Source organism: Corynebacterium mustelae, assembly GCF_001020985.1.
In the GTDB taxonomy this organism is placed as follows: domain Bacteria; phylum Actinomycetota; class Actinomycetes; order Mycobacteriales; family Mycobacteriaceae; genus Corynebacterium; species Corynebacterium mustelae.
In genome coordinates, this window is sequence record NZ_CP011542.1 from 577,315 (window position 1) to 604,098 (window position 26,784).

The following is a 26,784-nucleotide window of genomic DNA, read 5'->3' on the forward strand; positions in this document are numbered from 1 at the left end:
CATGAACCAACACTTATATGTCGCAAGTGCGGACGGCGTCGACAAGCGGTACCGTAACGGAATTGTCGCCGGAAAATTCTACCCACCGCACGCCGGGCATCACCTGCTTATCAATACTGCACTTTCGTACTGCGAACACGTCGACGTATTGGTGGTCGATAACCCCAGCTATCGTATTGATGCAACAACCCGCGCGGCTTGGCTTGAAGCCGCCCACCCGGCAGCACATATCCACATTATCGCCGACATTGGCCTCGACGACGATTCCCGCGCCTGGGCCGCGCACGCCATGCAATTTCTTCGCTACGCTCCCGACGTGGTGTTCAGCAGCGAAGCATACGGCCTTACCTGGGCACACTACATGGGGGCTGAACACGTCATGGTCGACCACAACCGTGACCAGTGCCAGATTTCTGGGACGCAAGTGCGCGCGGACATCTTTGGTAACTGGCGGTATCTTCACCCGGCGGTGCGCGCCGGGCTTGCTGCCCGGATCGTAGTGGTGGGCGCGGAATCCACCGGAACCACAACGCTCACTCAGGCGCTAGCGAACAGACTTCGCGTGCCGTGGGTGCCGGAGATCGGCCGTGAGTACACCTATTCCATGCAGTCGTTTTTTCCTGAACATGTAGCAGGTTTTCAGTGGACAGACGATGATTTCTACCGAATCGGCAGGCTGCAACAACAGTACGAGCGGGAGGTAGCCGCAGCGAGTGATGGGGTGATCGTATGCGACACAAATGCGTGGGCAACCACGCTGTGGCAGCAACGCTACCTGGGGTACACCACCGACGAGATGAAGGCGATCGCGGCTAATTGTCGGGCCGACCTCTACATCCTCATCGGTGATGAGATACCGTTTGTGCAGGACGGAATCCGAGACGGGGAGCATATCCGCCACGATATGCATCAGTGGTTTAGTACAGAACTATCGGCCATGGCGACGCCAATGATTGAAGTGCGTGGAAGCATTGAGGAGCGGATCATGGCGGCTATGCCTATGGTGGAGCACGTCATCACGGCAGCGGGTCGAATTACCGGTTAAGAAAATGGCACAATGGTGTGCATGAACCTGCTGGAAACCATCATTGATTTAGATGCTATCGCTGCTAATACGAGATTACTAAAGCGGTTGGTTGCTCCAGCGCAGTTAATGTGCGTGGTGAAAGCCGACGGTTATAACCATGGCATAGTTGAAGTTGCACAGGTCATGGCGGCACATGGTGCAGATCAATTAGGGGTTGCAACCTTAGCGGAGGCGCAAAAACTACGGGCTGCGGGAATAACCGTGCCGATTCTGTGTTGGCTCTGGTCGCCAGAACAGGATTTTGTAGCCGCTATCAATAACGGAATCGACCTCGCGGTGATTTCGGTACGCCATGCTGAAGCAATTGTCGCTGAGGCTATGCGTCGCAGTGGTGGGGCGGAATCAGAGACCTCAACAATCCGGGTGTGCGTGAAAGTGGATACGGGTATGCACCGGTCCGGGGTGGACGAACCTTCATGGCGGGAAGTATTTACGCTGCTTAATGTGCCTGGCATTATGGTTACCGGTGTTATGAGTCACTTAGCCTGTGCGGACGATGTCTCTGATGATTACACTAACCAGCAGGCGGAAGCTTTTCGACGAGCCATTGCCTGCGGTCGGGACGTTGGCCTGGAGCTGCCGGTCAATCACTTGTGCAATTCCCCTGGAACTTTAACCCGGCCGGATTTGTATTTTGACATGGTTCGTCCGGGGCTTGCCGTATATGGATTAGAGCCAATTGACGGGTTACCCCACCGACTTCAACCGGCAATGCGCTGGGAAGCGACTGTCACCGTTGTTAAACCTATTAAAGCAGGTCAGGGGGTGAGCTACTCCTTGACCTGGCATGCGCCCGCAGACGGTTTTATTGCAGTCATTTCGTGCGGTTATGCCGATGGGCTGCCAAGAAATGCCCAATCCAAGATGGAAGTAACCATAGCTGGGCATAGATATCCGCAGGTAGGCCGGATATGCATGGACCAATGTGTGGTGTTTTTATCAGATAATTCAGCTGGTGTGGCGGCAGGGGACCGCGCGGTAATCTTCGGCCCCGGCGGAATGAGTGCTCAGGAATTGGCGCATCGACTCGACGACATCAGTTATGCAATTGTATGCCGCCCCGGTGGTCGAAGCGTGCGCCGGTTTGAAGGCCGGGCAGCTGCGGAAATTACCCGATAACGCGATATAAGGAGACGCACCAATGAAAGCTAGTTTCCCATCAAGCGGAACCGTTCGATTGGAAACCGCCGCTGACACCCAATCTTTTGCTGAGGATTTTGGACAGTCATTAGAGGCCGGCGATGTGGTAATCCTTGATGGTCCACTAGGGGCGGGTAAAACCACCTTCACGCAAGGGCTTGCGCGGGGAATGGGCGTAAAAGGCCGGGTCACATCTCCCACCTTCGTTATTGCCAGAGAACACCGATCGGTTTCTGGTGGGCCGGATTTGGTGCATGTCGATGCCTACCGATTGCTTGACGACGATCCCACCGGTGCACTCGATTCCCTAGACCTTGACACTGATCTAGATGCTGCTGTGGTGGTTGCTGAGTGGGGTGGTGGTTTGGTTGAACAGCTGGCCGAAACCTACGTGTTAGTGCAATTCGATCGCGAAACCGCTGTATCGCAAGACCCGGAATCCGAGGCGCGGATTCTTCATTGGCGAATTATCTCACCCATGTCGGTTTAAAACTTCCGCAGGTAATTAGGTACGGTATTGTAGGCAAAACCCATGTAGGTAGAAAGTAACACAATGAAATTAGACTCCAAGTCAAGCGCGATCGTAGCTGCTGGCATTGCGCTTATGATCATCGCGGTAGCGGCCATGATCACTGCGTCCTATGTCAACACCACACCAACCGAAAAAGTCGGCAAGTTTGAAAAAGCCGTCAAGATGTTCGACTCGGCTGGGTTGCACGTCAGTGCGGTATCGTTGGGCGATCTTTATGGTGTTGACTATCAGCGAGCCGCAATCCTGTGTCCGGGTGAAACCAACGAGTCGGTGGCAGCGAAATATCGAATCGACCCTAAGGAACTCCACCTACCTGCTAATGGCATTTCCCAACACCACAATTACATCATGCTCGGAAGCGTTCACGGCCACATTGCCCTTGAACGACTTGATCGAGACACTATTGACCTCTGCAGCCGGCCAGTTGAGGAAACATTCGGAGCTCATGAGCTGCTTGCGGTAGTCAAAGGTATCGACGACGTATGGCGTCTGCCTGGCGCGTAACACCCATGCGTATTCTTGCCATAGATTCTGCAACCACGGAGTTGATCGTGGGGGTCGTCGATGACGGCGAACCGGTATCCGAGACGGTCATCGCCGATTCGGCACGCGCCCATAATGAAATCCTGGTGCCCACGATCAAAGACAACCTGGTACATGCGGGCATCGATTTCGCCGACCTTGATGGCGTGGTCGTCGGGTGCGGACCGGGGCCGTACACGGGCCTGCGGGTGGGGATAGCGACCGCAGCGGCCATTGCTGATGCCCGGCGAATCCCGCTTTTTCAAGTATGCACCCATGATGCCATCGCATGGCAATTAACCACCGACCACCCGCAACTTGAAGAACACGAGATTGTGGTGGCAACGGATGCGCGTCGTAAAGAAGTGTATTGGGCGCGCTACAAGGGCGGTAATCGCATTGCCGGGCCGGACGTTTGCAGACCCGACGCACTTGGTGCCGAAGCGGCTGCGATCAGCTATCCGACACATCTTCAGCTGCCGGAGCACTTAAGCGCATTGCCGTGTTATCCAACGACCCTTAGTGGGGCGGCGTTGGTGGCAGTCGCTAACCTTGACCAGCCGGTGACAACCGTCAAGCCACTATATCTACGGCGTCCGGACGCTAAAGAACCCGCTGCCCGGCCGAAATCCCCAGCAATTCCTGACATCAATGTGACTGATGTTGTATAACGATGAGCATTCTTGAACTGCGAGAACTAACCGGTGCCGACGCCCCGCGCTGCGCGGAATTAGAACGCGTGTTATTTCCGGGTGATAACCCATGGTCTGCTGCGGATTTCCTATTGGAATTCGCCCAACCTCATAATCACTACATTGGTGTGGTTGCCGCCGAAAACCCGCAGCACCTTCTCGGTTACGCGGGACTGGCCAGGCTTGGGCCGGTGCAGTTTCCCGAATATGAAATCCACACCATCGGGGTTGACCCAGCGCACCAGCGACGGGGAATTGCACGATTAATGATGGACCACCTCATGGGCAGGGCAGATGCCGATGATGCTCCAGTATTTCTTGAGGTACGCACCGATAACGATCCCGCGATTACCCTGTACCAAAGCTATGGTTTTATCCATATCGGGTTACGAAAAAACTACTATCAACCATCCGGTGCCGACGCATTCGTTATGAGCAGAAGCAGAAAGAGCGAACGTTAAATGATTATCCTCGGAATCGAAACCTCCTGTGACGAGACTGGTGTCGGAATTATCGAATTAGATGCCGCCGGAAACATGACCATTTTGGCGGATGTAGTGGCAAGCTCCATGGAGCAACATGCCCGATTTGGCGGTGTCGTTCCGGAGATTGCTTCAAGAGCACACCTGGAATCTCTCCAACCCGTCATGCAAGAAGCATTAGCGAAGGCGAATGTCACGGTCCCAGATGCGGTTGCAGCCACGGTCGGGCCTGGTCTGGCAGGAGCGCTCCTGGTTGGTGCATCGGCTGCAAAAGCATATGCGGCGGCGTGGGATGTGCCGTTCTACGGGGTCAATCACCTAGGTGGGCACGTTGCGGTTGCGAACTTGGAAGGCGAAACGCTGCCGCATTCGGTGGCACTTTTGGTTTCTGGCGGGCACACCCAACTGTTAGAAGTGCAAGCCGTTGGTAAACCCATGAAAGAATTAGGGGCCACGCTTGACGACGCCGCCGGGGAAGCATACGACAAGGTAGCACGGCTGCTCGGCTTGGGCTACCCCGGCGGGCCAGTGATCGACAAACTAGCAAAAACTGGGGACAAAGCCGCCATCAATTTTCCACGTGGTCTGTCTAAAGCGGAAGACCTACGAGGAAAGCATCGTCACGATTTTTCCTTTTCCGGACTCAAAACCGCAGTGGCGCGTTACGTCGAACAAGCAGAACGCGACGGACGGGTCATTTCCATCCCAGATGTGTGTGCGTCGTTCCAAGAAGCAGTATGTGATGTACTAAGTGCCAAAGCGATTCGCGCCTGCCAGGACACCGGGGCGAAAGTGTTGCTTCTTGGCGGGGGTGTTGCTGCCAACTCCCGGTTACGTGAATTATGTCAGCGCAGGTGCACCTCTGCGGGGATTGAACTACGTGTACCTCGGTTTTCCCTCTGCACCGATAATGGTGTCATGATTGCAGCTGTCACGGCCCAGTTGATCCACGAAGGAGCCGGTCCGTCGTCGTTAAGCGTTGGTACCGATTCCAGTCTAGAGGTGGAAATACCGCAGCTTATCAACGGCTAGCGCCACAGTGGGCCCCCTGGTGTTCGCTTTAAGCGTAAGAGCTTGAAGCCTTAGCACTCTCGCGGGTAGAGTGCCAGTAGGTTGATTACCAACCTAAATGAAAGTAAACACTCGTTCCACACTAGGGAGACTATCGTGGCAAACGTCAACATTAAGCCGCTTGAAGATCGCGTACTTGTCCAGATCAAGGAAGCAGAAACCACCACTGCTTCCGGACTGGTTATCCCAGATTCCGCCAAGGAAAAGCCACAAGAAGGCGTAGTGGTAGCAGCAGGTCCAGGTCGCTTCGATGGCGACGACCGGGTGCCAATGGACATTAAGGTTGGCGACACCGTAGTCTTCTCCAAGTACGGCGGCACCGAGCTTAAGTACAACGGTGAAGAATACTTACTGCTGAACGCCCGCGACGTTCTGGCTATCATCGAAGGCTAATCGCACATGGCAAAACTCATTGCATTTGACCAAGAAGCCCGAGAGGGAATCCTCCGCGGCGTTGACGCGCTTGCCGACGCCGTCAAAGTAACCCTCGGCCCACGCGGCCGCAACGTGGTACTGGATAAAACCTTCGGTTCCCCCACTGTCACCAATGATGGTGTTACCATCGCCCGTGAAATTGACCTCGCCGAACCTTTTGAAAACCTTGGCGCGCAACTGGTCAAGTCCGTGGCCGTAAAAACCAACGACATCGCGGGTGACGGAACCACCACCGCCACGCTTTTGGCGCAGGCGATTATCGCCGAAGGGCTCCGCAACGTCGCTGCCGGCGCTAATCCCATCGAATTAAACCGAGGGATCGCAGCTGCCGCAGAACACGTAGTGGAAGAACTAAAATCCCGCGCTACGGAAGTGTCTTCCGCAGCTGACATTGCAAACGTTGCAACAGTCTCCTCCCGCGATAATGAGGTAGGCGACATGGTTGCAGCCGCAATGGAAAAAGTGGGCAAAGACGGCGTGGTGTCGGTGGAAGAATCCCAATCGATGGAATCCTACCTGGACATCACCGAGGGCGTGTCCTTCGAAAAAGGTTTCTTATCGCCATACTTCATCACCGACGTTGATACCCAGAAAGCCGTGCTAGACGACGCCCTGGTGTTGCTAGTGCGCAATAAGATTTCCTCGCTGCCGGACTTTCTGCCGCTGTTGGAAAAGATTGCGGAATCCTCCAAGCCGGTTCTGATTATCGCGGAAGACGTTGAAGGTGAACCACTCCAAGCGTTAGTGGTTAATGCCATCCGTAAAATCCTGCACGTTGTTGCGGTGAAATCTCCGTACTTCGGGGAGCGTCGTAAAGCATTCATGGACGACCTGGCGGTCGTAACTGGCGCAACAGTCATCGACCCAGAGGTCGGTGTCAACCTCAACGAAGCCGGATTGGATGTTTTAGGTTCAGCGCGCCGGGTGACTGTCACGAAAGATGAGACCATCATCGTTGACGGTGGTGGCACCGCAGAGGCGTTGGAGCGGCGTCGGGAGCAGATTCGCCGCGAGATTGAATCCACCGATTCTTCCTGGGATCGGGAGAAGGCGGAAGAGCGTCTAGCGAAGCTTTCTGGCGGTGTTGCGGTTATCAAAGTTGGTGCCGCAACCGAGACTGAGGTCTCCGAGCGCAAGTTACGCGTTGAAGATGCAATCAATGCAGCCCGTGCGGCCGCCCAGGAAGGTGTTATCGCAGGTGGCGGTTCGGTATTGGTCCAGATCGCCTCGAAGCTGCACGATTTTTCCCAGCAATTCGATGGCGACGCTAAAATCGGTGTCCTGGCGCTCGCGCGTGCTCTGGCAAAGCCAGCCTATTGGATAGCTGACAACGCGGGGCTTGACGGTGCTGTAGTTGTTGCGCGCATCGCCGAACTCGGTAACGGTGAAGGCTTTAACGCCGCAACTTTGGAGTACGGAAACCTCATTGAACAGGGAATTATCGACCCAGTTAAGGTAACCCACTCCGCGGTTGTGAATGCAACGTCGGTGGCTCGCATGGTGCTTACTACGGAAGCATCAATCGTGGATAAACCAGCTGAGCCGCAGGCCCCAGCTGCAGGTCACGGGCATCACCACCACTAAAACCCGAAAAGCAGACGAGGAACAGTAACTCTGATTACCTCGTCTGCTTTTTGCATGTAGTTACACCTATTGGTCAGCACTGATGGGGCACGAACTGCGGTTTTTCTGAGAATTTCTAATGTAATTGTAAAATAACAATTGCTGTGTGGATCGAAAAAACTTGTGCGCGGGCATCGGACCGAAGGTAATCTGAGGGGCGATATTGAAGTGTTTTTCGGCCCCGCATAATGGTGTCGTCCAAGAAAGTTGATGTCTGAGTATGAGCGAAACTGAACAGCAGCTAGCGGAGTTGGTTCCGTTAGCTAGCCAGGGCGATCCTCGTGCTTTACGCCATGTTATTGAGATAGTGCACCCCATGGTGTTGCGATACGCACGCGCTCGCATCAGTGGCGGTCGCCACCCCACCCCTGAAGATGTTGCACAGGAAATCTGCCTAGCTGTTGCAACATCAATTCAGAACTTTGTTGATCGTGGGCGGCCGTTCATGGCGTTCGTGTATGGGATTGCCTCGAACAAGGTCGCCGATGCGCATCGCAGCTATTCCCGCGATCTTTCCAACCCCACCGAAGAAGTGCCCGATGAAGCAATTGACACGGGTACACCCGAGGAAATGGCCCTGATCAGTGCGGGTAGTAACAGAGTTCGTGAACTTCTCGATTTACTTAGTGAAAAGCCTCGAGAAATCATCATTTTACGGGTGTTTGTCGGGCTTTCAGCAGAAGAGACTGCTGAGATTGTTGGTAGTACCCCTGGCGCAGTTCGAGTTGCACAACATCGTGCACTCACGACGCTGCGCAAGGCGCTTTCACAGGAGATAGAAGTATGACAAAGGGAGACGGTTACCAGGAACCGTTCGACGGCCAGCTGGATGAGCTGGCCGCAACTGATGCGTTCCTGACAGAGCTGTCGCATGGTGTGGATCCAACTGATGGCACGGACCCCATCGCTGATCTTTTGTTGCAATTACGCGACGAAGTCTACGCACCGATGCCACCTGTACCGGTGATTGAAACCACAGAGGTTGCAGCGGTAGCGGAAACCCCTGCTTCGCACACGCCTGCGGATAACCCTGACGTCATTGATCTTGCTTCTCGCCGCAATCGGGGGATGGGGCGAATCGCCAGTGGTTTTATCGGCGCAGCAGCTGCGACGCTTATCATCGCAGGCGGCGGTTCTGCGGTGCTCAGCGCCAAAGAGGGCTCCGTGCTGTACCCACTGCAACAACAACTGTTCGGAGCTACCCCAAGCCATAAAGCAGTGGTTGAACTGGCCGGCAAATTAGAAGAAGCCAATAACCTCACTGCGAACGGCGATGTGGCAGGCGCTCAAGAGATATTGGAGCAGGCCCAGGCCATGGTGAATAAGTTGGGTGCGAAGGAAGAAGCAGAATCGGTTAAGAAGACTCCATCTACTGAGACTCAGACATCCACCGTCACTGTGACATCTGAGCGCCCGGCAGAGACTGTTACCACCACAGTCACGGTGACCACGGAGCCCGCACCAGCTGTGGTTGCCCCAGTGCAGACGCAAACGCAGTCACCGTCTGTTGCCCCAATAACGCCAACCCCGAGCGCGGAGCCAACAACTGTTCCAGCACCAGCACCGGGTGACGGTTTACAGCTTCCGGAGGAATACCGGAATTAAATGTTAAAAAAGCGGTCCATGTGTCAGCTCCTGTGAGGCACATGGACCGCTTTTTACATGCGTTGGCTTGCGCTTACAGCGTCTTACCGGGGTGCTTCCAATCCGTCTAAATAGCCTAGACAGTAATCCCATGGGACATAAGCCTGAGGATTAGGGTTAACGCTTGGTTCGTGTACTGGACTTAATTCACCAGCCAACGTGGCTAGCATATTGGAAGCTAGAATGTCCCAGTCGTAAAAATGTTGCTGTTCGCAGTCTTCGCAGAAAAAGAAAATCCCGTTAATTCCGCGTGGCTGGAGTGCGTTTTTGAACTGGGCAACTAATTGTAAATCCTGTTGGATCTGTGCCCGCTCGTCGTCGCTAAGCGGCGGCAACGGTTCGTCAGCTTCTAAAAACGACGCTGGATCGTTGGGGTCGTCTGCGAAAGGATCTCGGGGCATTTGCCAATCAAAAGTCACGCCTTTACCCTAAAGCGCCAACCAGGAACTATCAAGCGGGACATAACCATAAAACCCATAAATGTTACCGGATAGCACTGATTGCAACGCATCCTTGCCTTAAAGATCTACTGCCGCGCAACCGCAACTGTGCCGAGTCCATTCAGTTGCTTAATAGGTTGGTCTTAGTGCAGTGTACCGCGGCTGATAGTAACTACCGATAACAGGTTGAATAGATGGGGATAACTGCGATTGCATTAATGACGGTGGAAAGCGCTAGGCTAGATAAAACAACTTCGGGGAGAGCACTTCTTCCGGATAAATAGCGTGACCTTTTGGTAGGAGGATTTTTTCATGACACAACAGCGTGTTTCCACTGGAGGCGATGATCCTAACAAGGTAGCCCTTGTAGGTCTTACTTTTGATGATGTTCTTCTGCTGCCGGACGCATCAGATGTTATCCCATCGGAAGTAACTACCTCCACCCAATTAACCCGAAACATTTCGCTGAATATTCCAATTCTATCTGCGGCGATGGATACCGTTACGGAATCGCGTATGGCTATCGCGATGGCGCGGGAAGGTGGCATGGGCGTGTTGCACCGCAACCTTTCCATAGAGGACCAAGCTGCTCACGTAGAGATAGTTAAACGCTCGGAATCTGGCATGGTGACCGATCCTGCTACTTGTACTCCCGATATGACTATTGCCGAAGTCGATGCTTTATGCGCCAAGTTTAGAATCTCCGGCTTGCCTGTAGTTGATACGGATGGAACACTACTGGGCATTTGCACCAACCGCGACATGCGATTTGAGCCGGACTTTAGCCGCAAAGTTAGCGAAATTATGACGCCGATGCCGCTGTTTGTAGCCAAAGAAGGCGTTAGCAAAGAAGAAGCGCTGGCGTTGTTGTCCGCGCACAAAGTAGAGAAACTTCCTATTGTTGATGAGCACGGAAAACTCACCGGGCTTATTACCGTTAAGGATTTCGTGAAAATGGAGCAGCACCCCAACGCAGCAAAGGACGCTTCTGGCCGCTTGCTTGTGGGCGCTGGCATTGGTGTTGGCGACGAATCCTTCGAACGTGCCGGCGCGCTTGTCGACGCCGGGGTGGACGTGCTTGTAGTCGACTCAGCTCACGCACACTCTCGTGGCGTATTGGAGATGGTGTCGAAGGTCAAGAAGGAATTCGGCCACAAGGTTGATGTCATTGGTGGTAACCTTGCGACCCGGGCTGCGGCGAAAGCAATGATTGAAGCTGGTGCAGATGCCGTGAAGGTGGGCATTGGTCCAGGTTCAATTTGCACCACCCGTGTTGTCGCAGGAGTCGGAGCGCCACAGATCACGGCAATTATGGAGGCCGCCGTTCCAGCGCGCGCCGCTGGTGTTCCAATCATCGCAGATGGCGGAATGCAGTTCTCTGGCGATATAGCGAAAGCCATCGCTGCGGGCGCATCCACTGTGATGCTTGGTTCGATGCTGGCTGGCACCGCTGAGTCGCCAGGCGATGTAGTCGTGGTTGGCGGAAAGCAATACAAGCGCTATCGCGGCATGGGTTCCATGGGTGCAATGCAAGGACGCGGCTTGTCCGGCGAGAAGCGGTCTTTCTCTAAAGATCGCTACTTCCAGGCGGATGTCAAGAGCGAGGACAAATTGGTGCCGGAAGGCATCGAAGGTCAAGTCCCGTTCCGGGGTCCGATTGAGGCCATTACTCACCAACTTGTCGGTGGTTTGCGTGCTGCCATGGGATACACCGGTTCCACCACAATTGCCGACTTACAACAGGCCAAGTTCGTGCAGATCACCTCGGCTGGTCTGAAGGAATCGCATCCACACCATATCCAGCAGACGGTGGAGGCCCCGAACTACCACTAAAACAAAACTGATCAACATCAACCGCCCTATATGGTATCGGCACCATATAGGGCGGTTTTGCTGTGCATTGAGTTGCGGTGCATCAGCACGGACGTAGCAGGACTTAGCGTGGAATCCCGCTGTTAGGCGGGTTGTGGAGTATGACATGTTAGGCAACTCGACCTTTTTTGGTGACGGCGATGGGTTTTAGGGCGCGTGAGATGAAGAGGTCGAGTTGGGGAGTGGACACACGTAATTACTACCAATCACGAAAGTTAGATGCACCAGCTCATTCGATCAGCGCGAAGCTGATTAGCATGGATGTGTGGTGTAGAAGTTCGTATGTTAGCTGCACTAACCGGTAGTATTAGGTATTTGTTGCCACCGATATTTTTTAAAGAGGAAGACCGCCGCTATGCGTGACTACGTTGAAATTGGTATTGGCCGGGAGGCCCGTAAGACTTACAGCCTCAATGATCTCACCGTCTTGCCTACTCGCCGGACGCGTTCATCAAAGGACGTAGACACGTCGTGGAATATTGACGCGTATTCTTTCCAAATCCCCATCATTTCGCACCCCACCGACGCGTTGGGCAGCCCAGAATTTGTCATTGAAATGGATCGCCAAGGCGGCATGGGGGTGTTAAATGCCGAAGGTATACTCGCCCGGCATGAGGATTTTGATGCCGCGGTTGGGCAGGTGATTGCCGCTTGCCAAGATGAATTCGGTGGCTTTGACTTTGCGTCTCCGCGCGCGATTGCAAAACTTCAGGAACTTCATGCAGCACCTTTAAATGAAGAGCTGCTCGCACAGCGGATTGCACAGGTGCGGGAATCGGGGGCGACGGTTGCAGTACGGATTTCCCCGCAACGGGCGCGGGACTTAGCGCCAGTAGTGATTAAAGCTGGTGCGGAGCTGCTATTCATTCAAGGCACGATGATCTCCGCCGAACATGTGGCACAAAGCGGGGAGCCACTGGACTTAAAGGAATTTATTGGCAGCCTTGACGTACCCGTGATCGTTGGTGGGGTATCTGATTACAATACCGCTATGCATCTGATGCGCACTGGTGCGGTGGGCATCATTGTTGGTTCGGGCACTAATACCAATGGCCAAGCTTTAGGTATCGAACCAGCGATGGCGACCGCGATTGCTGATGTGGCAGCTGCTCGTCGTGATTATTTAGATGAGACTGGTGGCCGGTACGTTCATATAATCGCAGACGGTGAGATTTATTCTTCGGGCAATATGGTTACCGCCATCGCTTGTGGTGCTGATGCTGTGATCTTAGGTTCGCCATTGGCAGGAGCGCAGGAAGCGCCTGGCCAGGGGCTATATTGGCCGTCGACTGCGGCGCATCCTCGTTTCCCGCGCGGACTGGTTGAACCCGCAATAGGGCCAGTTTCCGAGGATGATGCTACGCGGCCGAGCCTTGAGAAGATTCTGCATGGGCCTTCCACCGACGCAATGGGAACGCAGAATTTTGTTGGTGGACTGCGCCGGGCATTGGCCAAGTGCGGCTACGCGGATCTCAAGAGTTTCCAAAAAGTGGAATTAGCCTTTAGATTCGGAATCTAAAACTCGCCTTCGGCCACAACAGTTGCTTTCTTCCTACTAAACCAGGTGCTGCCTACGGAAGCTAGGATCACGCATCCGATCGCTACGACGCTGTAGCTGGAAATCGGTTGACTTAGCACAACCCAGCCAGCACCAGCCGCGATAGCTGGTTCTAAGGACATAAGGATGCTGAATGTGGCGTTGGGGATCATACGCAACGCCACAAATTCCAAGGTGAACGGAATAAGCGACGCCATCAATGCGGTAAGTAGAGCCAAAAGGAACAGGTGGGCGTCGAAAAGCACCGGAAGAGCCCGAGGTGCACCCAGTGGCGCGATGCACAGTGAAGCTATAAACAGTGCTACTGCCAACCCAGCTGTACCAGGCACCTGCTCACCGACTTTGCCAGCAACAACGATGTATAACGCCCAGCAGCAGGCAGCAAGAGTGATAAAACCGAGCCCAAGGGGGTCAAGGTTGGCGGAGGTTGTCCACGATTCGATTCCGAATAACCCGATGCCCGCCAGCGCAAGAATCACCCAGAAAATATCCTTTATTGTCCGCGACAAACCTGCGGCTAGCCCCAACGGACCTAGAAATTCGATAGTTACGGCAACCGCCAACGGAATACGATCAATCGCACAATAGAAAAGACTATTCATCGCGGCCAGCACCAGACCGAACAGAAGCACCCATTGCCACTGGGTACGGTTCCATTCCCATACCTTCGGCCGAGTGATCGCAAGCAACAACACCGCTGCAATAAACTGTCGAAGAAATGCGGTGGCCAGTGGCCCGATATACGGAAACAGCTGAGCGGCGGCGGTGGAACCAAATTGGAAGATCGTGCTGCCGCACAGCACTAACAGCACCCCGATAACAGCGGGACGAGGGGTTGCAAAAGATGACGACACGGTGCAGCATTCTACCCCGACTGCACCAGCACATTAGGCATCAACGTAAGCTGGCAATCCTAGAAGGATGCCGGAGTAACAGATTCGTGCTTGTCGACGCCTATTTCTGTCTCCGCTATTGTTGTGGTTTCCCGGCTAGATGTAGTGGTGGTGCCTATCGACGCCACCATAACCAGCACGATCGCCGCCGCACCTAGCACAGAGATCGGTTGCGAAAGAAGTACCCAGCCCATGAAGCCTGCGACAACGGGCTCAAGTGACATGAGGATGCCGAAAGTGTGGTTGGGGACAATTTTCAACGCCATGAATTCCAGCGAATAAGGAACAAGGGAGGCAAAGACGGCGGTGCCCACTGCGATAAGAAGAAGGGAGGGGTCAGTGACGAAAGTAGGGATGTGGCTGATACCGGCAGGCAGGGTGGGTACCGTGCCGATGAGCATAGCGACACCAAGCCCACCCGCGCCGGGGACATGCCGACCAACGGTAGCTGAGGTGAGGATATAGAGCGCCCAGAACACGGCAGCAGCGAGGATAAAAACAACACCCACCGGGTCAAGTGAAGTGGTGGATAAAAGGGATTCGATTCCGAGGAGCCCGATGCCGCCGACCGCGAGGCTGACCCACAGGTAGTCTCTGGCGCTGCGGCTAAGAAGTGCAGCGAGGGTGAGAGGGCCTAAAAATTCGATGGTAACAGCGGTACCGAGAGGGATACGTTCAAGCCCGGCATAGAAAAAGGTATTCATCAAACCCATGGCGAGTCCGAAGCGGATGACATGTTTCCACTGAGTGCGGGTCCAGGTGCGAATACTAGGGCGTGTGATTATAAGCACGATAGTTCCGGCGATGCTTAGACGTATCGAGGTGGTTGCCCACGGCCCGAGTATGGGAAAGAGTGTGGTAGCGAAGGCCGCCCCGAATTGGAGCGAGAACATGGAACCGAGGATCAACAGGACGCCAGTGAGTGGGGAGGAGGTGCGGCTTGGTGGAGCAGGTTTCATGGGCACCATTGTGAAGCAGAAAAATCTGTTAGTCTAGCAATGAATTCTGGCGTGAATTCTTTAGTTATTCTTAACTATTAGCAACTGTGGGGTGTTACATGCGCAAAAAGCTGGGCAATCTATCAAACCTCACCCGACTGCGCATGCTGTGCGAACTCCGCCGATTAGGCACGATGGGGGAGGTTGCAGAAGTGCTCATGATGACCCATTCCGCAGTATCCCAACAACTTGCTCAATTAGAAAAAGAGGTCGGTTACCGCCTCGTGGAGAAAGCGGGGCGTGGGGTACGGCTCAACGATCGTGGCGAACTCCTTGCTGATTATGCGGCCAAAATGCTCGCGCTTGCCGACGAAGCACAGGCGGCGCTGAAAGATCGCCGCGATGTTGCAGGACTTTTAAAAGTGGCAACATTCCAAAGCGCTCTCGTTGGTTTGATCCCCACATTGGTGAAGATTTTGGATCGTGACTACCCAGAGCTCTCAGTGGAATTTGTGCAGTTCGACGTGGCGGACGGAATTGCGGAACTGTTAAGCCACCGGGTGGATGTGGTCATAGGGGAGGAACTGCCGTTCGCACCCACCACCGATAGCCCCAGTTTGCACCGCGAGGACTTGTACGCAGAACCCATGGTGCTCGCCTGCCCTAAGGGGAGCACATGGTTTGCAGCGGAAGATTTCGCGGAGCTGGAATCTGTTCCATTTCTGCTAAACCCTGCAGGCACCGTCGCAGGATATTGGGAACGTAATTTTTGCCTTGCACAGGGCTTTGTGCCCACCGTTTTGGTGGAGTCACCGGATCCGTTATTACAGCTCAACCTCGTTTCCCAAGGGGTGGGAGTGGCGCTTATTCCATCGTTGGTTCTGCGCAGTGAACGCGGACCACTGCCGGGCGTTGACGTGTACCACTTACCTGGTGATCCGGAGCGCGTACTGTTTACAGCTGTGCGGATAGGGCGTGAGAATCACCCTGCCATTAAAGCTTTACGACGCGCGCTCCACGTAGCCCGCCTCTAACTTTCCCGTTCCTGTTTTATATCCGAAAAAGGCTTTTATACCAATTTATCCTTAGAATCACCATTTATATCATTTATACTTAGATGCGTGAAGAATCCATTTCGTCCAAGCTTTGGCCTCAACCCTCACATTCTCGCCGGTCGCGCCGGACTGTTGCGCAGCTTTTCTCTCGCCTTTGCTGAGGGAATTGGTGCACCGTTGCGGGCTTCACTCCTCTCTGGCCCGAGGGGAACGGGGAAAACCGTGATGCTCAACCACATCGAGGCGCTTGCTCAAGAACAAGGGTGGATTGTGCTTCGCGCCTTTCCTCGCAATGAAATGATTGCAAACCTTATCGACCCCACAATCGCCAACGCGCTGGCGGCACTCGATACCGCGAACAAACCCGCAACCAGGCGAATTACAGGCATTTCCGCCGGAGGTGTTTCGCTCAACACGGAAGTGGTCGCATCGCCGCAGCCACGGAAAACCCTAAACACACAACTACGTGCACTTGCCGACATGGCGGCTAAACATGGGGCAGGAATCCTCATCACCCTTGATGAGGTGCAATCCGCGCAGGTGGAAGAACTCGCAGAGCTTGCCACGGCAATCCAAGACCTCATTCGTGACGAATACGACATCGCCTTCGCTGCGGCAGGGCTACCTGAGGGGATTCACGTGCTCCTTGACCATCCCGGCACCACCTTCCTCAGGCGTGCGGAACACATTCAGCTAGGGAAACTGTCGAGTGACGATGTGAAAACCTCCTTCACGGAAACCATTACAGCAGCGGGACGTGAAGTTACCGAGGAAGCATCCGAAGAAGCTACAAAAATTATTCGCGGTTATCCTTACCTTCTGCAAGTGGTGGGCTCGCTCTCGTGGGCGGCGGCGAGTCTGGAAGGTTCCACCACAGTAGAACTTTCCCACGTCGTCTCAATCGCAGCCGATGCCCAATCACGCATGGAAACCCACGTCCACCAGCCTGCACTGCGATCAGTAACGGACAGCCAGCGCGACTTCCTTCATGCCATGGCGGAAGTAGCAGATGGTGAAACCGCACATATTAAAGACATCGCACAGCATTTTGGGGTCACCTCCAGCGCGCTTTCCACCCGCCGCCACGCACTGCTTGAATCCGGGATTATCACCGCCCCGAAGCGGGGCGAGCTAGAATTTAGTCTCCCGTATCTCAAAGAATACCTGTTGCGCACAAGCTGAAAACAGCCAAAAACTCCAGTTTTCCTATGCCCTATCTCTCATTGCACTCGCCGGATGCGAGAAGGAACCTGTGGTGATGGGTTACGTGGTCGCGGTGTCGACAAGCGAAGCAGCAGTTTGAGTTTGATTCGGGCTCGCTGCAGGAAATCTACGTGCAAAGCTTCATCGAAAATGGCAGCCGCAGCTTCTCCTTCACCAACGACGGCAAAGGATCGGAATGCCTCGTGCACAACAATGTTGTGACATGCTGGGGAAAGCCAACGAATCCGTGCCAGAAATTGAAGTCCCACCATTCCCGAAACACAAACCAGGGTCGATTCCGCGCGCCACAAACGGGCTTACCTACACCCTCGTCGAAGACGTGACACCAGCGAAAAGGGAACTACGTGCTCAATCCCTGATAGGCGAAGGCTGAAAAGCTCCATTCACCCCTAGAGGGTAGCAAATATCATAATTATGGGAGATTTATGCGGTTGTTTCGTTAAAGTCTGAAGACATGAAGACCGCACCCCGCCTTGCAGCTGCAGCCGCCCTGATCCTTGCCTACGCACTCAGCGCCTGCGCGAACGACGCCGAACAGACTCCACCTGTAACAACGACACAGGCTGCGACCGTGGCGTCGACAAGTGTGACAGCACTCCCAGCCCTCGACTTCGACAGCTCCACCCTAGAGCGGGTCGACGCGGCACAATTCTCGCGCGATGGAAGAACAGGGTTCAGCTACACCAACGAAGGGAAACAGGCATTTTGCGCGGTCAACGCTGACGCGATCGTATGCGGCGGCACCGCCGACGACAGTGTTCCAGACGTGACCTTCACAAGCAACTTCGCACTGCGACCCAACGCAATTGGACTCGGCGAAGTAGGGCTTGCCTACACCCTGACCGAAGGGCTACCACAGCTCAACATTGAGCTGCGCGCCGGGCAGTGGGTTGATTTTGGAAAAGTGGAATGCGCGAAACCCAGCACCCAGACCCTGACCTGCCGCACCTCCTCCGCGGCGTTCACCATCGATGGTGCCGGGCTGAAAATTCATACCCAAGGCACGGTTCTCGATGAGTTTGCGCAACTCACAAATGCTCAAGCGGCGGAAACGATCACTTCAAGCCCAACTGTTCAAAGCCAGTCCACCAACACTAATGTCGAAGTGACAGGACCGTTTACCTGCGACGTAGTGCCCGGATTCAGGCAGGCACGTATCGATCACGGCACGATTAGCTGCCAGGAAGCCATGAACATCATTGCGCACTACGATTCCATTGCATTGGCGCAGGGAACAGGCAATACCTTGTCGGTCGAATTTGATGGCTGGTTGTGTTATTCACCCACGGCTGCGAGCTCCCAGATCAAGGGAATAGCTACGGGCTGCGGAAATGATGTTCGCGGGATCGACATTAGCGTGCCGTTGAGTTAGCAGGTATGTGTGGGACAGTGAATGTACTGGAGTGGACAGAGGGTAACTGTGTCCCCCAGAATGGAAAAGCTTTGAGGGTCCAACGTTATCCACGACTCAGATTGAGCCAAGAGGACATAAAAATCGTGCTCACTTTTAGAGAAAGCCTCGGGGAGAAGCCCATCAACCGCAACGTTATTGCTAACAAAAAGAGTGCGCACACGAAACTGACATCAGGTTCGGTAGCCATCCTTTATTAACGCAAGTTTTTCTCACGCGGATTTCAGCGCCTCGATTTTCAAAGATGGTGCCGACTTTGAGTCAGCCACGTTCCACAATCGGGCGCTATTTCACCAAGTGCAAACCAGCGACCAAGCAATGCTTAACCAAGCCGAGTTTGTACAAGGTTATGAAGGTGGACTGTCTGAAATCGTGTGAATAGCCCCCTCCAACTCTGCGGGCCGCGACATGGAAGAGCATCTGAATAAAACCGTGTGCTAAAAAGCCTCGTAGTGATCTGTGCCGTAGGTATGATGAAACCTTGCTCTTTGAGTGTCCGGACCATCACATTAGTTCGTGCATTTTTTCGGCAGCTCTCGGTGCAAGGCACGTAACGTGCAGATTAGTTGCTTCTGGAACTTGTGGGACAGATTAAATGATTGACTTACTGCTTGCGCAATGCACACACAAACTAGCTTCAGATTCCCTTGGCATGCGGGTCGAGGGGGTTCAACAGCTGGTTGAAGTAGCCGACACCCATGTGGGCCACACCCGCCAACGGGTAGTTGACATACTTTGCCAATACCTGCGCACGGAGCGTGACTACGTGGACGATGCCCCCGTTGAATTTGCCATCCTCGCCGCGTTTCTAGCCCATCTTGTCGACGATCGCGAAGGGCTGTGGTGGAAAGACTCGGTCCAAGCCTGCACATACGAGCAGTTGTGGACGGATTGCTTTATTGATTTGCGCGGGGCAGTCATCCACCAGGATGTTTTGTGGCGGGACTGTCACATTTCGGCCTGCGATTTCCGTGGCGCCCACTTTAAGGCAGCGTTTTCCTTGTATTACGGGTGTGTGCGTGGAGAAGCGCATTTTGAGGGTGCGGTTTTTCATGGTGACACGGAATTCTGCGGCGCTCAGTTCCGCGAAAACGCAGACTTTAGCGGGGCGGAGTTTCATGGTGGTACTGAATTTGATGATGCAGAGTTTGAAAAACGGGCAGCATTTCATTCGTCATTCTTCGGCGGTGAAACTGATTTCTCGGGGACAAAGTTTCGGGGTGAATCCGACTTTGAAGAGGCGAAATTCAAAGGTGAAGGCACCTTCTTTGTGGCCGAGTTTTTCAAAGACGTTACCTTTGACAACGCAGTTTTTACGGGTTTTTGTGGCTTCGGTAGTGTGAAGTTTCATGCTGTGGCATCTTTTCGCAGCGCTTTATTTTTCAGGCAAATTTACTTCCAGGACGCAATCTTTTTTGATGATGCGTTTTTTGAACAGGTCGAAGGTAAGGGCGCAGGCTTCTGGCATGTACAGTTCAGGTATGTGAGCTTCGCAGGGGCTACCTTTCATGGCGTGTCTTCTTTTTACGGTGCTACTTTCGCAGAAGGCGGCTACTTCCTCGGTGCGACTTTCGGTGGGGATACTTGGTTTAACGAAGCTCGGTTCGAACACGACGGCGGGTTCTTTGCTGGCGCTACTTGGTTAGGTCACGTAGATTTTCGTGGGGTGTGTTTTAGCCATTGGGCGGGTTTTGAGCACACCACCTTTGAAAAGGGTGCATGTTTTGAAAATATTCGTTCTGGGAAGTGGGCCAGCTTTGAAGGTGCTATATTCCGCGATCGGGTAGCTTTCGACCGCTCAGTGTTTGCTGGGGATTCAACGTTTAAAAACGTGGTGTTCCACCAAGGCGCAAGCTTTATTGGTGGGCGGTTTGTTGGTAAAGCCTCGTTTCCTGGGACACGCTGGGAAAATAATGTTTCTTTCGCACGTGCCCGCTTTGAGGGGGATGCTGCGTTTTCGTGGGCGGTTTTTAGAAAGATTACGTTCTGGCGGGCACATTTTGGTGCACTGAATATGAAGAAAGCCACAGGCGAATGCGTTAGCTTTGAGCATGCGTCCTTCGGTGAAGATCCGTATTTTCAGGGCGCACGCTTTCATTGTGAAGGATTGGTCTGATGCATGGACATGATCCCGAGGGACTTTTTCAGCAAGCTGAAATCCAATTAATGGACGGTGATCCGCAGACCCGCGTCGCTGCGGTGCACACGTTGGCGGATATTGCCGACACGTGGAAAGGTGAGTACAAGCAGCGTGTTGTTGATGCTTTGTGTGGATATTTACGTGTCCCGCGGTTGGCTCAAACAGGGGCGTTCGACGATTCCGTCACCCAACGCCGGATCGTCGAAACGCTGCGGGCTCACCTGCTTTCTGCCCCCAACCGTAAGCCCGAAGAGCTAAGTTGGAGCGACTGTTGCCTCAACTTTGAAAATGCCAGGATCAATGTTCCTATTGATTTCAGCAACTGCACCATTAGCGATTTGAACGCCACGCAGGCGTGTTTTGCCAAAGTTGTGTCGCTTGAGAACAGCGTATGCAAAGGAAAAGTGGAATTTCATGGTGCCCGATTTGGGCAGTACTTAAAATGCACATGCGCAGTTTTCTTCGGGGATTTCGATTTCTCCGAAGTCATAATGGTGAATATTGCAGAGTTCAGTAATACCCACTTCCACGGCGCAACGAGGTTCAACCAGACCACATTCATCGAATGGGTAATTTTCGATAAAGCGGAATTCACCAAGCGAGCGGAATTTGTACACGTGGACTTTCACCAAGGGGCAGGGTTTCACCCCACAACTTTTCACGGTGGGGCAAACTTCGATTTTTCGTTTTTCAAGTACACTGCATTTTTCCACGGTTGCGATTTCTTTGGCGATGCAACTTTCGCGAATGTGATCTTTAGAAAAGAAGCAATCTTTCGAGCCTCGCGGTTTTGTAAAGAAGCACGCTTTACGGGATCTATTTTTGGTGACTGGGCTTATTTCCCCGAGGCAAGATTCAACGGTGATACCGATTTTAGTGGCGTAAAATTTCACGACGAAGTCCATTTTGCCGATGCTGATTTTTCGTTGGGAAGCCCTTTTAATGAACCATGAGGAAACCGATTCTGAGCTATTCGACGCGGCGCTTGGCCGACTCCATACTGGCGATGTAGATGCGCGGGTTGGGGCCGTCGAAACGCTCATGACGCTTGCCGACGCCGCCACCGACCACCATAAACAATGTGCCGTTGATGCGCTGTGCGCGTCCCTGCGTATGGGAGTGGCGGATCCGACCCTGGAAACGGCGATCATGACGGCCATACGGGAACGTTTCGCGGGTGATCAGAAGTGGAGGGGCTGCCGGGTTGATGTGAGTGACATCGAATTCTTCACTGATGTCTCGTTGGATCACTGCCAGTTTGGCGCTTTTACCTGCGTGCACACGCACTTTCATGGCGGTGTATCCTTTGACTTCGCGGAGTTTGGGAAAGGCAGTAGCTTTAATGGCGCCACCTTCGATCATGATGTGAGCTTCGTCGGCGCAAGTTTTGGCGATGATGTCTCGTTTGATGAGATCTCTTGTGCAGATCAAGCGAGTTTCACAGGGGCACAATTTGGGAAAGATGCTTCTTTCTGTACCGCCCAGTTCGCGGAAGGGGCAAACTTCAGGGACGCTGTATTTGGTGATTGGGCGAACCTGTGGCGCGCACAATTCGGGCATAGCAGTAGCTTCCGAAACGGTGTTTTCGTCCGAGGCGCGTACTTCGTCGAATCTAGTTTTGGTGATGACACAGATTTTGGGGGAGTAATTATCGGGTTCGGTTCTTCGTTAGCAGAGACAACGTGGGGCAACCGGTGCACATTTGTGGCAGCTAGGTTTGATGAGGCCACCTACTTTGGATACGCGAAGTTCGGTGACGATACAGATTTCCGTGATGCGATTTTCGGCCCCGACTTATTTTTTGACTACGCGCGATTCGGGGCCAGGACACGATTCGATGGGGCTACTTTCACAGGTCGCACTGTTTTTTCGATGGCGCAATTGGGTGCCAATTCTTCTTTTAGAAAAGCTCATGGAAATGGGCTTTTCCGTTGCGATCACGCACACTTTGAATCGGGTGCAAGCTTCGAAGGTGCGAGTTTCGCAGCCGCGTCTTTTGTGAGGGCTCGTTTCGGTGTTGTTAGTTTCCGGCATATGAGGTGTGATCGTACAAATTTCTGGTTCGCCTCAATAGCTGGTTCTGTCTCGTTTCAGCAGGCAATCTTCGGTGACGGGTTATTCGATCATGCCGCCTTTGGCGCGCAGTCTTCATTTGCCGGTGCTGAGTTTTCCCGACTCGCAAGCTTCAAACACGTGAAAGTGCAGGATGAGTCGTTACTGGATGGGGTGGTTTTTCGCGGCGAGTACGAGGTCGCGCTTCTTCTGGTCCTCATTGACGAAAGCTAGTTGTGACACGCTAGACTGTCTATTTGTGACTGAACAGAATCCCGCGCACTCCCACGCAAAGCACAATCCGGTCTTGGTTGTTGACTTCGGCGCTCAATACGCGCAGCTTATTGCTCGTCGCGTCCGCGAGGCCAAGATTTATTCCGAGGTAATCCCGCACACCGCCACGGTGGAAGAGATCAAGGCGAAGAACCCAGCTGCTTTGGTGCTCTCCGGTGGCCCTAGCTCGGTGTATGAAACCGGTGCCCCAGCGCTCGACCCGGCGGTGTTGGAACTGGATATTCCGGTTTTCGGTATTTGCTATGGATTCCAGGCTATGACTCACGCGTTAGGCGGCACTGTCGCTAATACAGGTAACCGTGAGTATGGGCGTACGGATATAGTGGTTGATGGTGGCGTTCTTCATGCCGGGCTTGAGGCCACTCATAAGGTGTGGATGTCACACGGCGATGCTGTTTCACAGGCACCTGATGGTTTCACGGTGACCGCACACTCCGAGGGGGCGCCAGTTGCGGCGTTTGAGTGCGTCGAAAAGCGAATGGCTGGGGTTCAGTACCATCCTGAGGTGTTGCACTCCCCGCACGGCCAGGAAGTACTGGTTCGCTTCCTGACTGAGATTGCTGGTTTGGAGCAGAACTGGACGCCTGCGAATATCGCCGAGGAGCTTATCGACGCCGTCCGCGAGCAGGTGGGCGAGGAAGGCCGTGCCATTTGCGGCCTGTCCGGTGGTGTGGATTCTGCTGTGGCTGCAGCGCTGGTGCAGCGCGCCATTGGTGATCGCCTGACCTGTGTGTTTGTGGATCATGGTTTGTTGCGCGCCGGGGAGCGGGAGCAGGTTCAGACTGATTTTGTTGCCGCCACGGGTGCGAAGTTGGTGACTGCCGATGAGCGTGACGCATTCCTGTCCAAGCTGAAGGGGGTTACCGACCCGGAGGCGAAGCGTAAGGCTATTGGTGCGGAGTTCATTCGTTCCTTCGAGCGTGCCGTCTCGGAGGTTTTGGCGGATTCTCCTGAAGGTTCCACCGTTGACTTCCTCGTGCAGGGAACTTTGTACCCTGATGTGGTGGAATCCGGTGGCGGTGCTGGGACCGCCAATATTAAGAGCCACCACAACGTGGGCGGTTTGCCGGAGGATTTGGAGTTCAAGCTGGTTGAGCCGCTGCGCCTGTTGTTTAAAGACGAGGTTCGTGCGGTGGGCCGCGAGCTGGGTCTGCCTGCGGAGATCGTGAACCGCCAGCCGTTCCCGGGGCCTGGTTTGGGTATCCGCATCATCGGTGAGGTCACTGAGGATCGTCTCGAAACTCTGCGCCAGGCGGATCTGATCGCACGTACCGAGCTGACTGCCGCTGGTCTTGATTCCGAGATTTGGCAGTGCCCGGTCGTTTTGCTTGCCGACGTTCGATCCGTCGGCGTTCAAGGCGATGGCCGCACTTATGGGCATCCGATTGTGCTGCGGCCGGTTTCCTCCGAGGACGCCATGACCGCCGATTGGACCCGGTTGCCTTACGATGTTTTGGAGAAGATCTCCACCCGCATTACCAATGAAGTTTCCGGCGTGAATCGAGTGGTGTTGGATTGCACCTCGAAGCCACCAGGAACCATCGAGTGGGAATAATGTAGATTGAAAAGCCGCCAGCGATTGGCGGCTTTTGCTTGATGGCTATGCATTGAATATGGGGCTTAAGGATGCGGGGCAATCTTGGCGGGGTTATCCTGCCTTGCACGATACTAGCGCTGGTTGGGCATAGCATTTTTGTTTTTAAGCTGGGGAATTGTGCGATTGTCTAAGCGCGACTCGACCTTTGCGTGGGGTGGTGGCTGGTGTCGTGGTCTTGAGGACGAAAAGGTCGAGTTGGGGATGGGCGTAGAGCTAAAGTGGTGTCACGCCTGAGGAGCTGGCTTGGCAAGGCTAGAGTGGGAAAATCGTGTTCAAATCCTTAAAAACCTCAGGTCAACACGCTAGGTTGCCGCAGTGTTGGAGGTTGGATTATCGCCTGCGTGGGGCGTCGAAAAGCAAAAATCGGCAACCCGGGGTAAAGTTATCGCCCATGAAGATCGACCAATATTGGGGCACCTATTTCGGAGAGTCCGCCGACAGTGCTACATTCGTGCGTTACCTTGACGTCAAGCCGGAGGTAGTATCCGCCACGGAGATTTTCACGGATCTTGGGCTGGATCTTCTTAAAGGAAACTTCACCGAATCAGGCTGTCACGCCACTATTGGTGAGGAGGAATTTTCTTTTGATTCAGCGTTTCGGGTCATTCTCGATCTGAGCGTATTACTTATTGAATCAAAGAGCGTGGGTCGTTTTAATCTTGCGCGGATTGGTGGCGCTAGATCCCGCATGATGCGGATCGACCCCACGCCTAAGGAAAATGTTCAGATTACCCAAGCTCTAAAGTATTTTTCGCTCATGCCGGAGGCATTTGCCGTGGCTGAAGAATTCGATGAAGATCAACTTTACGAGCTTGGGAATCTATGTGAGGAAATTCGTCACCAACTGGATTAGCCATACTAGGTAACTAATCCTCAAACCGAACTTTCACATCACCAACGTCCGACTGCACGTCAAGGTGAAGCATTGAACCGCTGGCACCAGCATTGACTATGCCACTGGGGCATTGCGTTTCCCCCACATCTGAATCGCAAGTAACAGACACCGGTATGGTTTTGGGCAAATGCACTGTGGCGTCACCAACATCGGTTCGCACTAGCACTGATTTATCAGCACTGAGTGTGGTTAGACGGGATAGATCAATATCAAGATTGCCGACGCCAGAAGAATACTCCGTTAGCAATCCCTGTTCGGATGTGACAGTGATCTTTTTGTCTCCGACGGAGGACGAAACCGAGCCAGTGAGATCTGTGAAGATGGAATTGAGGATAGATGCGGCTATGCAGGCGACAATCACCCCACCACCGATGGTCAGCCACTTCCGGCCAGCAGAGGTCTTTTTGGGTGGGGGTGTTTCCGCCACCTGCTGTGGCTCCGGCAAATACCACAATTCCGGTGCGGCACCGAGTGGGTCCCATGCGGGTGGTTTTTGCTGGGTATAAGGTGCGGTGAATCCGGGTGCTGCGCTATATCCAGACAAATCCACTTGCGGAGCCTGAGACTCAGCCGCAGGCTGTTGCATGGGGTTGGTAACCGGATCTACAGGTGGGGTTACCCAGGGAATATCAGTTGTTGGGTGTGCGCTGGGATCGGGGACGGGAGCAGGCAGTGGATTGGTCATGGTTGTTCCTGAATTGGAGGTAGTCGACGTGGAGCTAGGCGAGAACGCAAGTAACCCTGCGGGGGGAATAGGACACCGTTGGTGCAATGCCCACCAACTAATGGCGCCGAGTGCCAAAGCAAACATGGTGGTGGAACTGAATATGGAGGCGCTGTTCCAACTAAAAATACCGGAGAAGAACACGAGCGTGGCTACCAATATCCAACCAGTGGTTTGCTCACTGGAATAAGCGCCGTTTTGGTTATTGTTTAGAACTTCGATTGGTGCTTTCGGTACAGAATATTTAGGCATAAGTAACCAGCACAACAGGTAAAGTGTCAGGCCGCTGCTGGTAAAGAACAACGCGATAAACGCTATTCGGATTAAGGTGGGGTCGATTTGGTAACGCACCCCGATGCCTTCGCACACACCAGCGGCGTAGGCGCGGCCACCTTGTTCCTTGGGAATCCGGACTGGCCGGGTGGCCCACATGGATTTGGTATCAATGGTGGTGTTCATAATC

The 26,784-nt window shown here is 53.8% G+C and carries 27 protein-coding genes; 22 read left to right on the top strand and 5 right to left on the bottom strand.

Annotated features, from left to right (window positions below; translation table 11 throughout):
* The first annotated feature begins 1 nt into the window (after position 1).
* The 11 genes from CMUST_RS02705 to CMUST_RS02755 all read left to right on the top strand — a co-directional run bounded on the left by CMUST_RS02705 (position 2) and on the right by CMUST_RS02755 (position 9,189).
* The gene (locus tag CMUST_RS02705) at positions 2-1,045 is read left to right on the top strand and encodes an AAA family ATPase (protein WP_047261230.1); all 1,044 of its coding nucleotides are present in this window, start codon (positions 2-4) and stop codon (positions 1,043-1,045) included.
* A 21-nt stretch (positions 1,046-1,066) separates the two neighbouring features.
* The gene (gene alr / locus CMUST_RS02710; RefSeq protein WP_047263302.1) at positions 1,067-2,206 is read left to right on the top strand and encodes an alanine racemase; all 1,140 of its coding nucleotides are present in this window, start codon (positions 1,067-1,069) and stop codon (positions 2,204-2,206) included.
* Positions 2,207-2,228: 22 nt separating this feature from the next.
* Positions 2,229-2,717 carry a tRNA (adenosine(37)-N6)-threonylcarbamoyltransferase complex ATPase subunit type 1 TsaE gene (gene tsaE / locus CMUST_RS02715; RefSeq protein WP_047261231.1) on the top strand — a complete coding sequence of 163 codons (489 nt, stop codon included), beginning with the start codon at positions 2,229-2,231 and terminating at the stop codon, positions 2,715-2,717.
* Positions 2,718-2,780: 63 nt separating this feature from the next.
* A complete protein-coding gene (locus CMUST_RS02720; RefSeq protein WP_047261232.1) occupies positions 2,781-3,263 on the top strand; it encodes a hypothetical protein in 483 nt (160 codons plus the stop codon).
* Between the two features lie 5 nt (positions 3,264-3,268).
* Positions 3,269-3,952 carry a tRNA (adenosine(37)-N6)-threonylcarbamoyltransferase complex dimerization subunit type 1 TsaB gene (gene tsaB / locus CMUST_RS02725; protein ID WP_047263303.1) on the top strand — a complete coding sequence of 228 codons (684 nt, stop codon included), beginning with the start codon at positions 3,269-3,271 and terminating at the stop codon, positions 3,950-3,952.
* A 2-nt stretch (positions 3,953-3,954) separates the two neighbouring features.
* The gene (gene rimI, locus CMUST_RS02730; protein WP_047261233.1) at positions 3,955-4,434 is read left to right on the top strand and encodes a ribosomal protein S18-alanine N-acetyltransferase; all 480 of its coding nucleotides are present in this window, start codon (positions 3,955-3,957) and stop codon (positions 4,432-4,434) included.
* Positions 4,435-5,487 (top strand): tRNA (adenosine(37)-N6)-threonylcarbamoyltransferase complex transferase subunit TsaD, encoded by a 1,053-nt coding sequence (gene tsaD, locus CMUST_RS02735; protein WP_047261234.1) that lies wholly within the window; start codon positions 4,435-4,437, stop codon positions 5,485-5,487. It abuts the gene before it with no gap.
* Between the two features lie 135 nt (positions 5,488-5,622).
* A complete protein-coding gene (gene groES / locus CMUST_RS02740; RefSeq protein WP_047261235.1) occupies positions 5,623-5,919 on the top strand; it encodes a co-chaperone GroES in 297 nt (98 codons plus the stop codon).
* Positions 5,920-5,925: 6 nt separating this feature from the next.
* Positions 5,926-7,545 carry a chaperonin GroEL gene (groL, locus tag CMUST_RS02745; RefSeq protein ID WP_047261236.1) on the top strand — a complete coding sequence of 540 codons (1,620 nt, stop codon included), beginning with the start codon at positions 5,926-5,928 and terminating at the stop codon, positions 7,543-7,545.
* A 259-nt stretch (positions 7,546-7,804) separates the two neighbouring features.
* Entirely contained in the window at positions 7,805-8,371 is a 567-nt protein-coding gene (locus tag CMUST_RS02750) for a sigma-70 family RNA polymerase sigma factor (protein WP_047261237.1), read from the top strand.
* A complete protein-coding gene (locus tag CMUST_RS02755) occupies positions 8,368-9,189 on the top strand; it encodes a hypothetical protein (protein ID WP_047261238.1) in 822 nt (273 codons plus the stop codon). Before CMUST_RS02750 ends, CMUST_RS02755 begins: the two co-directional genes overlap by 4 nt.
* A gap of 83 nt (positions 9,190-9,272) precedes the next feature.
* On the opposite strand, the gene CMUST_RS02760 is transcribed toward CMUST_RS02755, so the two are convergent.
* Entirely contained in the window at positions 9,273-9,647 is a 375-nt protein-coding gene (locus CMUST_RS02760; protein WP_047261239.1) for a DUF5319 domain-containing protein, read from the bottom strand.
* Positions 9,648-9,980: 333 nt separating this feature from the next.
* Between CMUST_RS02760 and guaB the strand changes: the two genes are divergently transcribed.
* Together guaB and CMUST_RS02770 are read left to right on the top strand one after the other, a co-directional pair.
* Entirely contained in the window at positions 9,981-11,501 is a 1,521-nt protein-coding gene (gene guaB, locus CMUST_RS02765; protein ID WP_047261240.1) for an IMP dehydrogenase, read from the top strand.
* Positions 11,502-11,895: 394 nt separating this feature from the next.
* Positions 11,896-13,059, top strand: coding sequence for a GuaB3 family IMP dehydrogenase-related protein (locus tag CMUST_RS02770; protein ID WP_047261241.1), 1,164 nt, complete (start codon positions 11,896-11,898; stop codon positions 13,057-13,059).
* On the opposite strand, the gene CMUST_RS02775 is transcribed toward CMUST_RS02770, so the two are convergent.
* The gene (locus tag CMUST_RS02775) at positions 13,056-13,952 is read right to left on the bottom strand and encodes an EamA family transporter (RefSeq protein ID WP_052844493.1); all 897 of its coding nucleotides are present in this window, start codon (positions 13,950-13,952) and stop codon (positions 13,056-13,058) included. The genes CMUST_RS02770 and CMUST_RS02775 overlap by 4 nt on opposite strands.
* A gap of 59 nt (positions 13,953-14,011) precedes the next feature.
* Complete coding sequence (locus tag CMUST_RS02780) at positions 14,012-14,950, bottom strand: EamA family transporter (RefSeq protein ID WP_047261242.1); 939 nt, start codon at positions 14,948-14,950, stop codon at positions 14,012-14,014.
* A gap of 98 nt (positions 14,951-15,048) precedes the next feature.
* On the opposite strand from CMUST_RS02780, the gene CMUST_RS02785 reads away from it, so the two are divergent.
* Positions 15,049-15,963, top strand: coding sequence for a LysR family transcriptional regulator (locus CMUST_RS02785; protein WP_047261243.1), 915 nt, complete (start codon positions 15,049-15,051; stop codon positions 15,961-15,963).
* 87 nt (positions 15,964-16,050) lie between these two features.
* Positions 16,051-17,166, top strand: coding sequence for an ATP-binding protein (locus CMUST_RS02790; protein ID WP_052844494.1), 1,116 nt, complete (start codon positions 16,051-16,053; stop codon positions 17,164-17,166).
* 38 nt (positions 17,167-17,204) lie between these two features.
* Here the strand turns inward: CMUST_RS02790 and CMUST_RS02795 are convergent, their stop codons facing one another.
* The gene (locus CMUST_RS02795) at positions 17,205-17,396 is read right to left on the bottom strand and encodes a hypothetical protein (RefSeq protein WP_144414110.1); all 192 of its coding nucleotides are present in this window, start codon (positions 17,394-17,396) and stop codon (positions 17,205-17,207) included.
* A 14-nt stretch (positions 17,397-17,410) separates the two neighbouring features.
* On the opposite strand from CMUST_RS02795, the gene CMUST_RS16760 reads away from it, so the two are divergent.
* The 7 genes from CMUST_RS16760 to CMUST_RS02830 all read left to right on the top strand — a co-directional run bounded on the left by CMUST_RS16760 (position 17,411) and on the right by CMUST_RS02830 (position 25,555).
* The gene (locus tag CMUST_RS16760) at positions 17,411-17,581 is read left to right on the top strand and encodes a hypothetical protein (RefSeq protein ID WP_158408189.1); all 171 of its coding nucleotides are present in this window, start codon (positions 17,411-17,413) and stop codon (positions 17,579-17,581) included.
* 81 nt (positions 17,582-17,662) lie between these two features.
* Positions 17,663-18,580 carry a hypothetical protein gene (locus tag CMUST_RS02800; RefSeq protein ID WP_047261246.1) on the top strand — a complete coding sequence of 306 codons (918 nt, stop codon included), beginning with the start codon at positions 17,663-17,665 and terminating at the stop codon, positions 18,578-18,580.
* A 634-nt stretch (positions 18,581-19,214) separates the two neighbouring features.
* The gene (locus CMUST_RS02810) at positions 19,215-20,735 is read left to right on the top strand and encodes a pentapeptide repeat-containing protein (RefSeq protein ID WP_047261248.1); all 1,521 of its coding nucleotides are present in this window, start codon (positions 19,215-19,217) and stop codon (positions 20,733-20,735) included.
* On the top strand, positions 20,735-21,712 hold the full coding sequence (locus CMUST_RS02815; protein WP_047261249.1) for a pentapeptide repeat-containing protein: 978 nt from the start codon (positions 20,735-20,737) through the stop codon (positions 21,710-21,712). The genes CMUST_RS02810 and CMUST_RS02815 overlap by 1 nt, the downstream gene beginning before the upstream one ends.
* Entirely contained in the window at positions 21,702-23,045 is a 1,344-nt protein-coding gene (locus tag CMUST_RS02820; RefSeq protein WP_047261250.1) for a pentapeptide repeat-containing protein, read from the top strand. The genes CMUST_RS02815 and CMUST_RS02820 overlap by 11 nt, the downstream gene beginning before the upstream one ends.
* A gap of 25 nt (positions 23,046-23,070) precedes the next feature.
* On the top strand, positions 23,071-24,660 hold the full coding sequence (gene guaA / locus CMUST_RS02825) for a glutamine-hydrolyzing GMP synthase (RefSeq protein ID WP_047261251.1): 1,590 nt from the start codon (positions 23,071-23,073) through the stop codon (positions 24,658-24,660).
* Positions 24,661-25,093: 433 nt separating this feature from the next.
* Complete coding sequence (locus CMUST_RS02830; RefSeq protein ID WP_047261252.1) at positions 25,094-25,555, top strand: imm68 putative immunity domain-containing protein; 462 nt, start codon at positions 25,094-25,096, stop codon at positions 25,553-25,555.
* Between the two features lie 13 nt (positions 25,556-25,568).
* On the opposite strand, the gene CMUST_RS15745 is transcribed toward CMUST_RS02830, so the two are convergent.
* The gene (locus CMUST_RS15745; protein ID WP_052844495.1) at positions 25,569-26,780 is read right to left on the bottom strand and encodes a PspC domain-containing protein; all 1,212 of its coding nucleotides are present in this window, start codon (positions 26,778-26,780) and stop codon (positions 25,569-25,571) included.
* Positions 26,781-26,784 lie beyond the last annotated feature (4 nt).

Excerpts from the sequence above, each read along its gene's own strand:
- CMUST_RS02705 (WP_047261230.1), top strand. The coding sequence starts at position 2 with ATGAACCAACACTTATATGTCGCAAGTGCGGACGGCGTCGACAAGCGG.
- alr (WP_047263302.1), top strand. The coding sequence starts at position 1,067 with ATGAACCTGCTGGAAACCATCATTGATTTAGATGCTATCGCTGCTAAT.
- tsaE (WP_047261231.1), top strand. The coding sequence starts at position 2,229 with ATGAAAGCTAGTTTCCCATCAAGCGGAACCGTTCGATTGGAAACCGCC.
- CMUST_RS02720 (WP_047261232.1), top strand. The coding sequence starts at position 2,781 with ATGAAATTAGACTCCAAGTCAAGCGCGATCGTAGCTGCTGGCATTGCG.
- tsaB (WP_047263303.1), top strand. The coding sequence starts at position 3,269 with ATGCGTATTCTTGCCATAGATTCTGCAACCACGGAGTTGATCGTGGGG.
- rimI (WP_047261233.1), top strand. The coding sequence starts at position 3,955 with ATGAGCATTCTTGAACTGCGAGAACTAACCGGTGCCGACGCCCCGCGC.
- tsaD (WP_047261234.1), top strand. The coding sequence starts at position 4,435 with ATGATTATCCTCGGAATCGAAACCTCCTGTGACGAGACTGGTGTCGGA.
- groL (WP_047261236.1), top strand. The coding sequence starts at position 5,926 with ATGGCAAAACTCATTGCATTTGACCAAGAAGCCCGAGAGGGAATCCTC.
- CMUST_RS02750 (WP_047261237.1), top strand. The coding sequence starts at position 7,805 with ATGAGCGAAACTGAACAGCAGCTAGCGGAGTTGGTTCCGTTAGCTAGC.
- CMUST_RS02755 (WP_047261238.1), top strand. The coding sequence starts at position 8,368 with ATGACAAAGGGAGACGGTTACCAGGAACCGTTCGACGGCCAGCTGGAT.
- guaB (WP_047261240.1), top strand. The coding sequence starts at position 9,981 with ATGACACAACAGCGTGTTTCCACTGGAGGCGATGATCCTAACAAGGTA.
- CMUST_RS02770 (WP_047261241.1), top strand. The coding sequence starts at position 11,896 with ATGCGTGACTACGTTGAAATTGGTATTGGCCGGGAGGCCCGTAAGACT.
- CMUST_RS02780 (WP_047261242.1), bottom strand. The coding sequence starts at position 14,950 with ATGAAACCTGCTCCACCAAGCCGCACCTCCTCCCCACTCACTGGCGTC.
- CMUST_RS02785 (WP_047261243.1), top strand. The coding sequence starts at position 15,049 with ATGCGCAAAAAGCTGGGCAATCTATCAAACCTCACCCGACTGCGCATG.
- CMUST_RS16760 (WP_158408189.1), top strand. The coding sequence starts at position 17,411 with ATGCTGGGGAAAGCCAACGAATCCGTGCCAGAAATTGAAGTCCCACCA.
- CMUST_RS02800 (WP_047261246.1), top strand. The coding sequence starts at position 17,663 with ATGAAGACCGCACCCCGCCTTGCAGCTGCAGCCGCCCTGATCCTTGCC.
- CMUST_RS02810 (WP_047261248.1), top strand. The coding sequence starts at position 19,215 with ATGATTGACTTACTGCTTGCGCAATGCACACACAAACTAGCTTCAGAT.
- CMUST_RS02815 (WP_047261249.1), top strand. The coding sequence starts at position 20,735 with ATGCATGGACATGATCCCGAGGGACTTTTTCAGCAAGCTGAAATCCAA.
- CMUST_RS02820 (WP_047261250.1), top strand. The coding sequence starts at position 21,702 with ATGAACCATGAGGAAACCGATTCTGAGCTATTCGACGCGGCGCTTGGC.
- CMUST_RS02830 (WP_047261252.1), top strand. The coding sequence starts at position 25,094 with ATGAAGATCGACCAATATTGGGGCACCTATTTCGGAGAGTCCGCCGAC.
- CMUST_RS15745 (WP_052844495.1), bottom strand. The coding sequence starts at position 26,780 with ATGAACACCACCATTGATACCAAATCCATGTGGGCCACCCGGCCAGTC.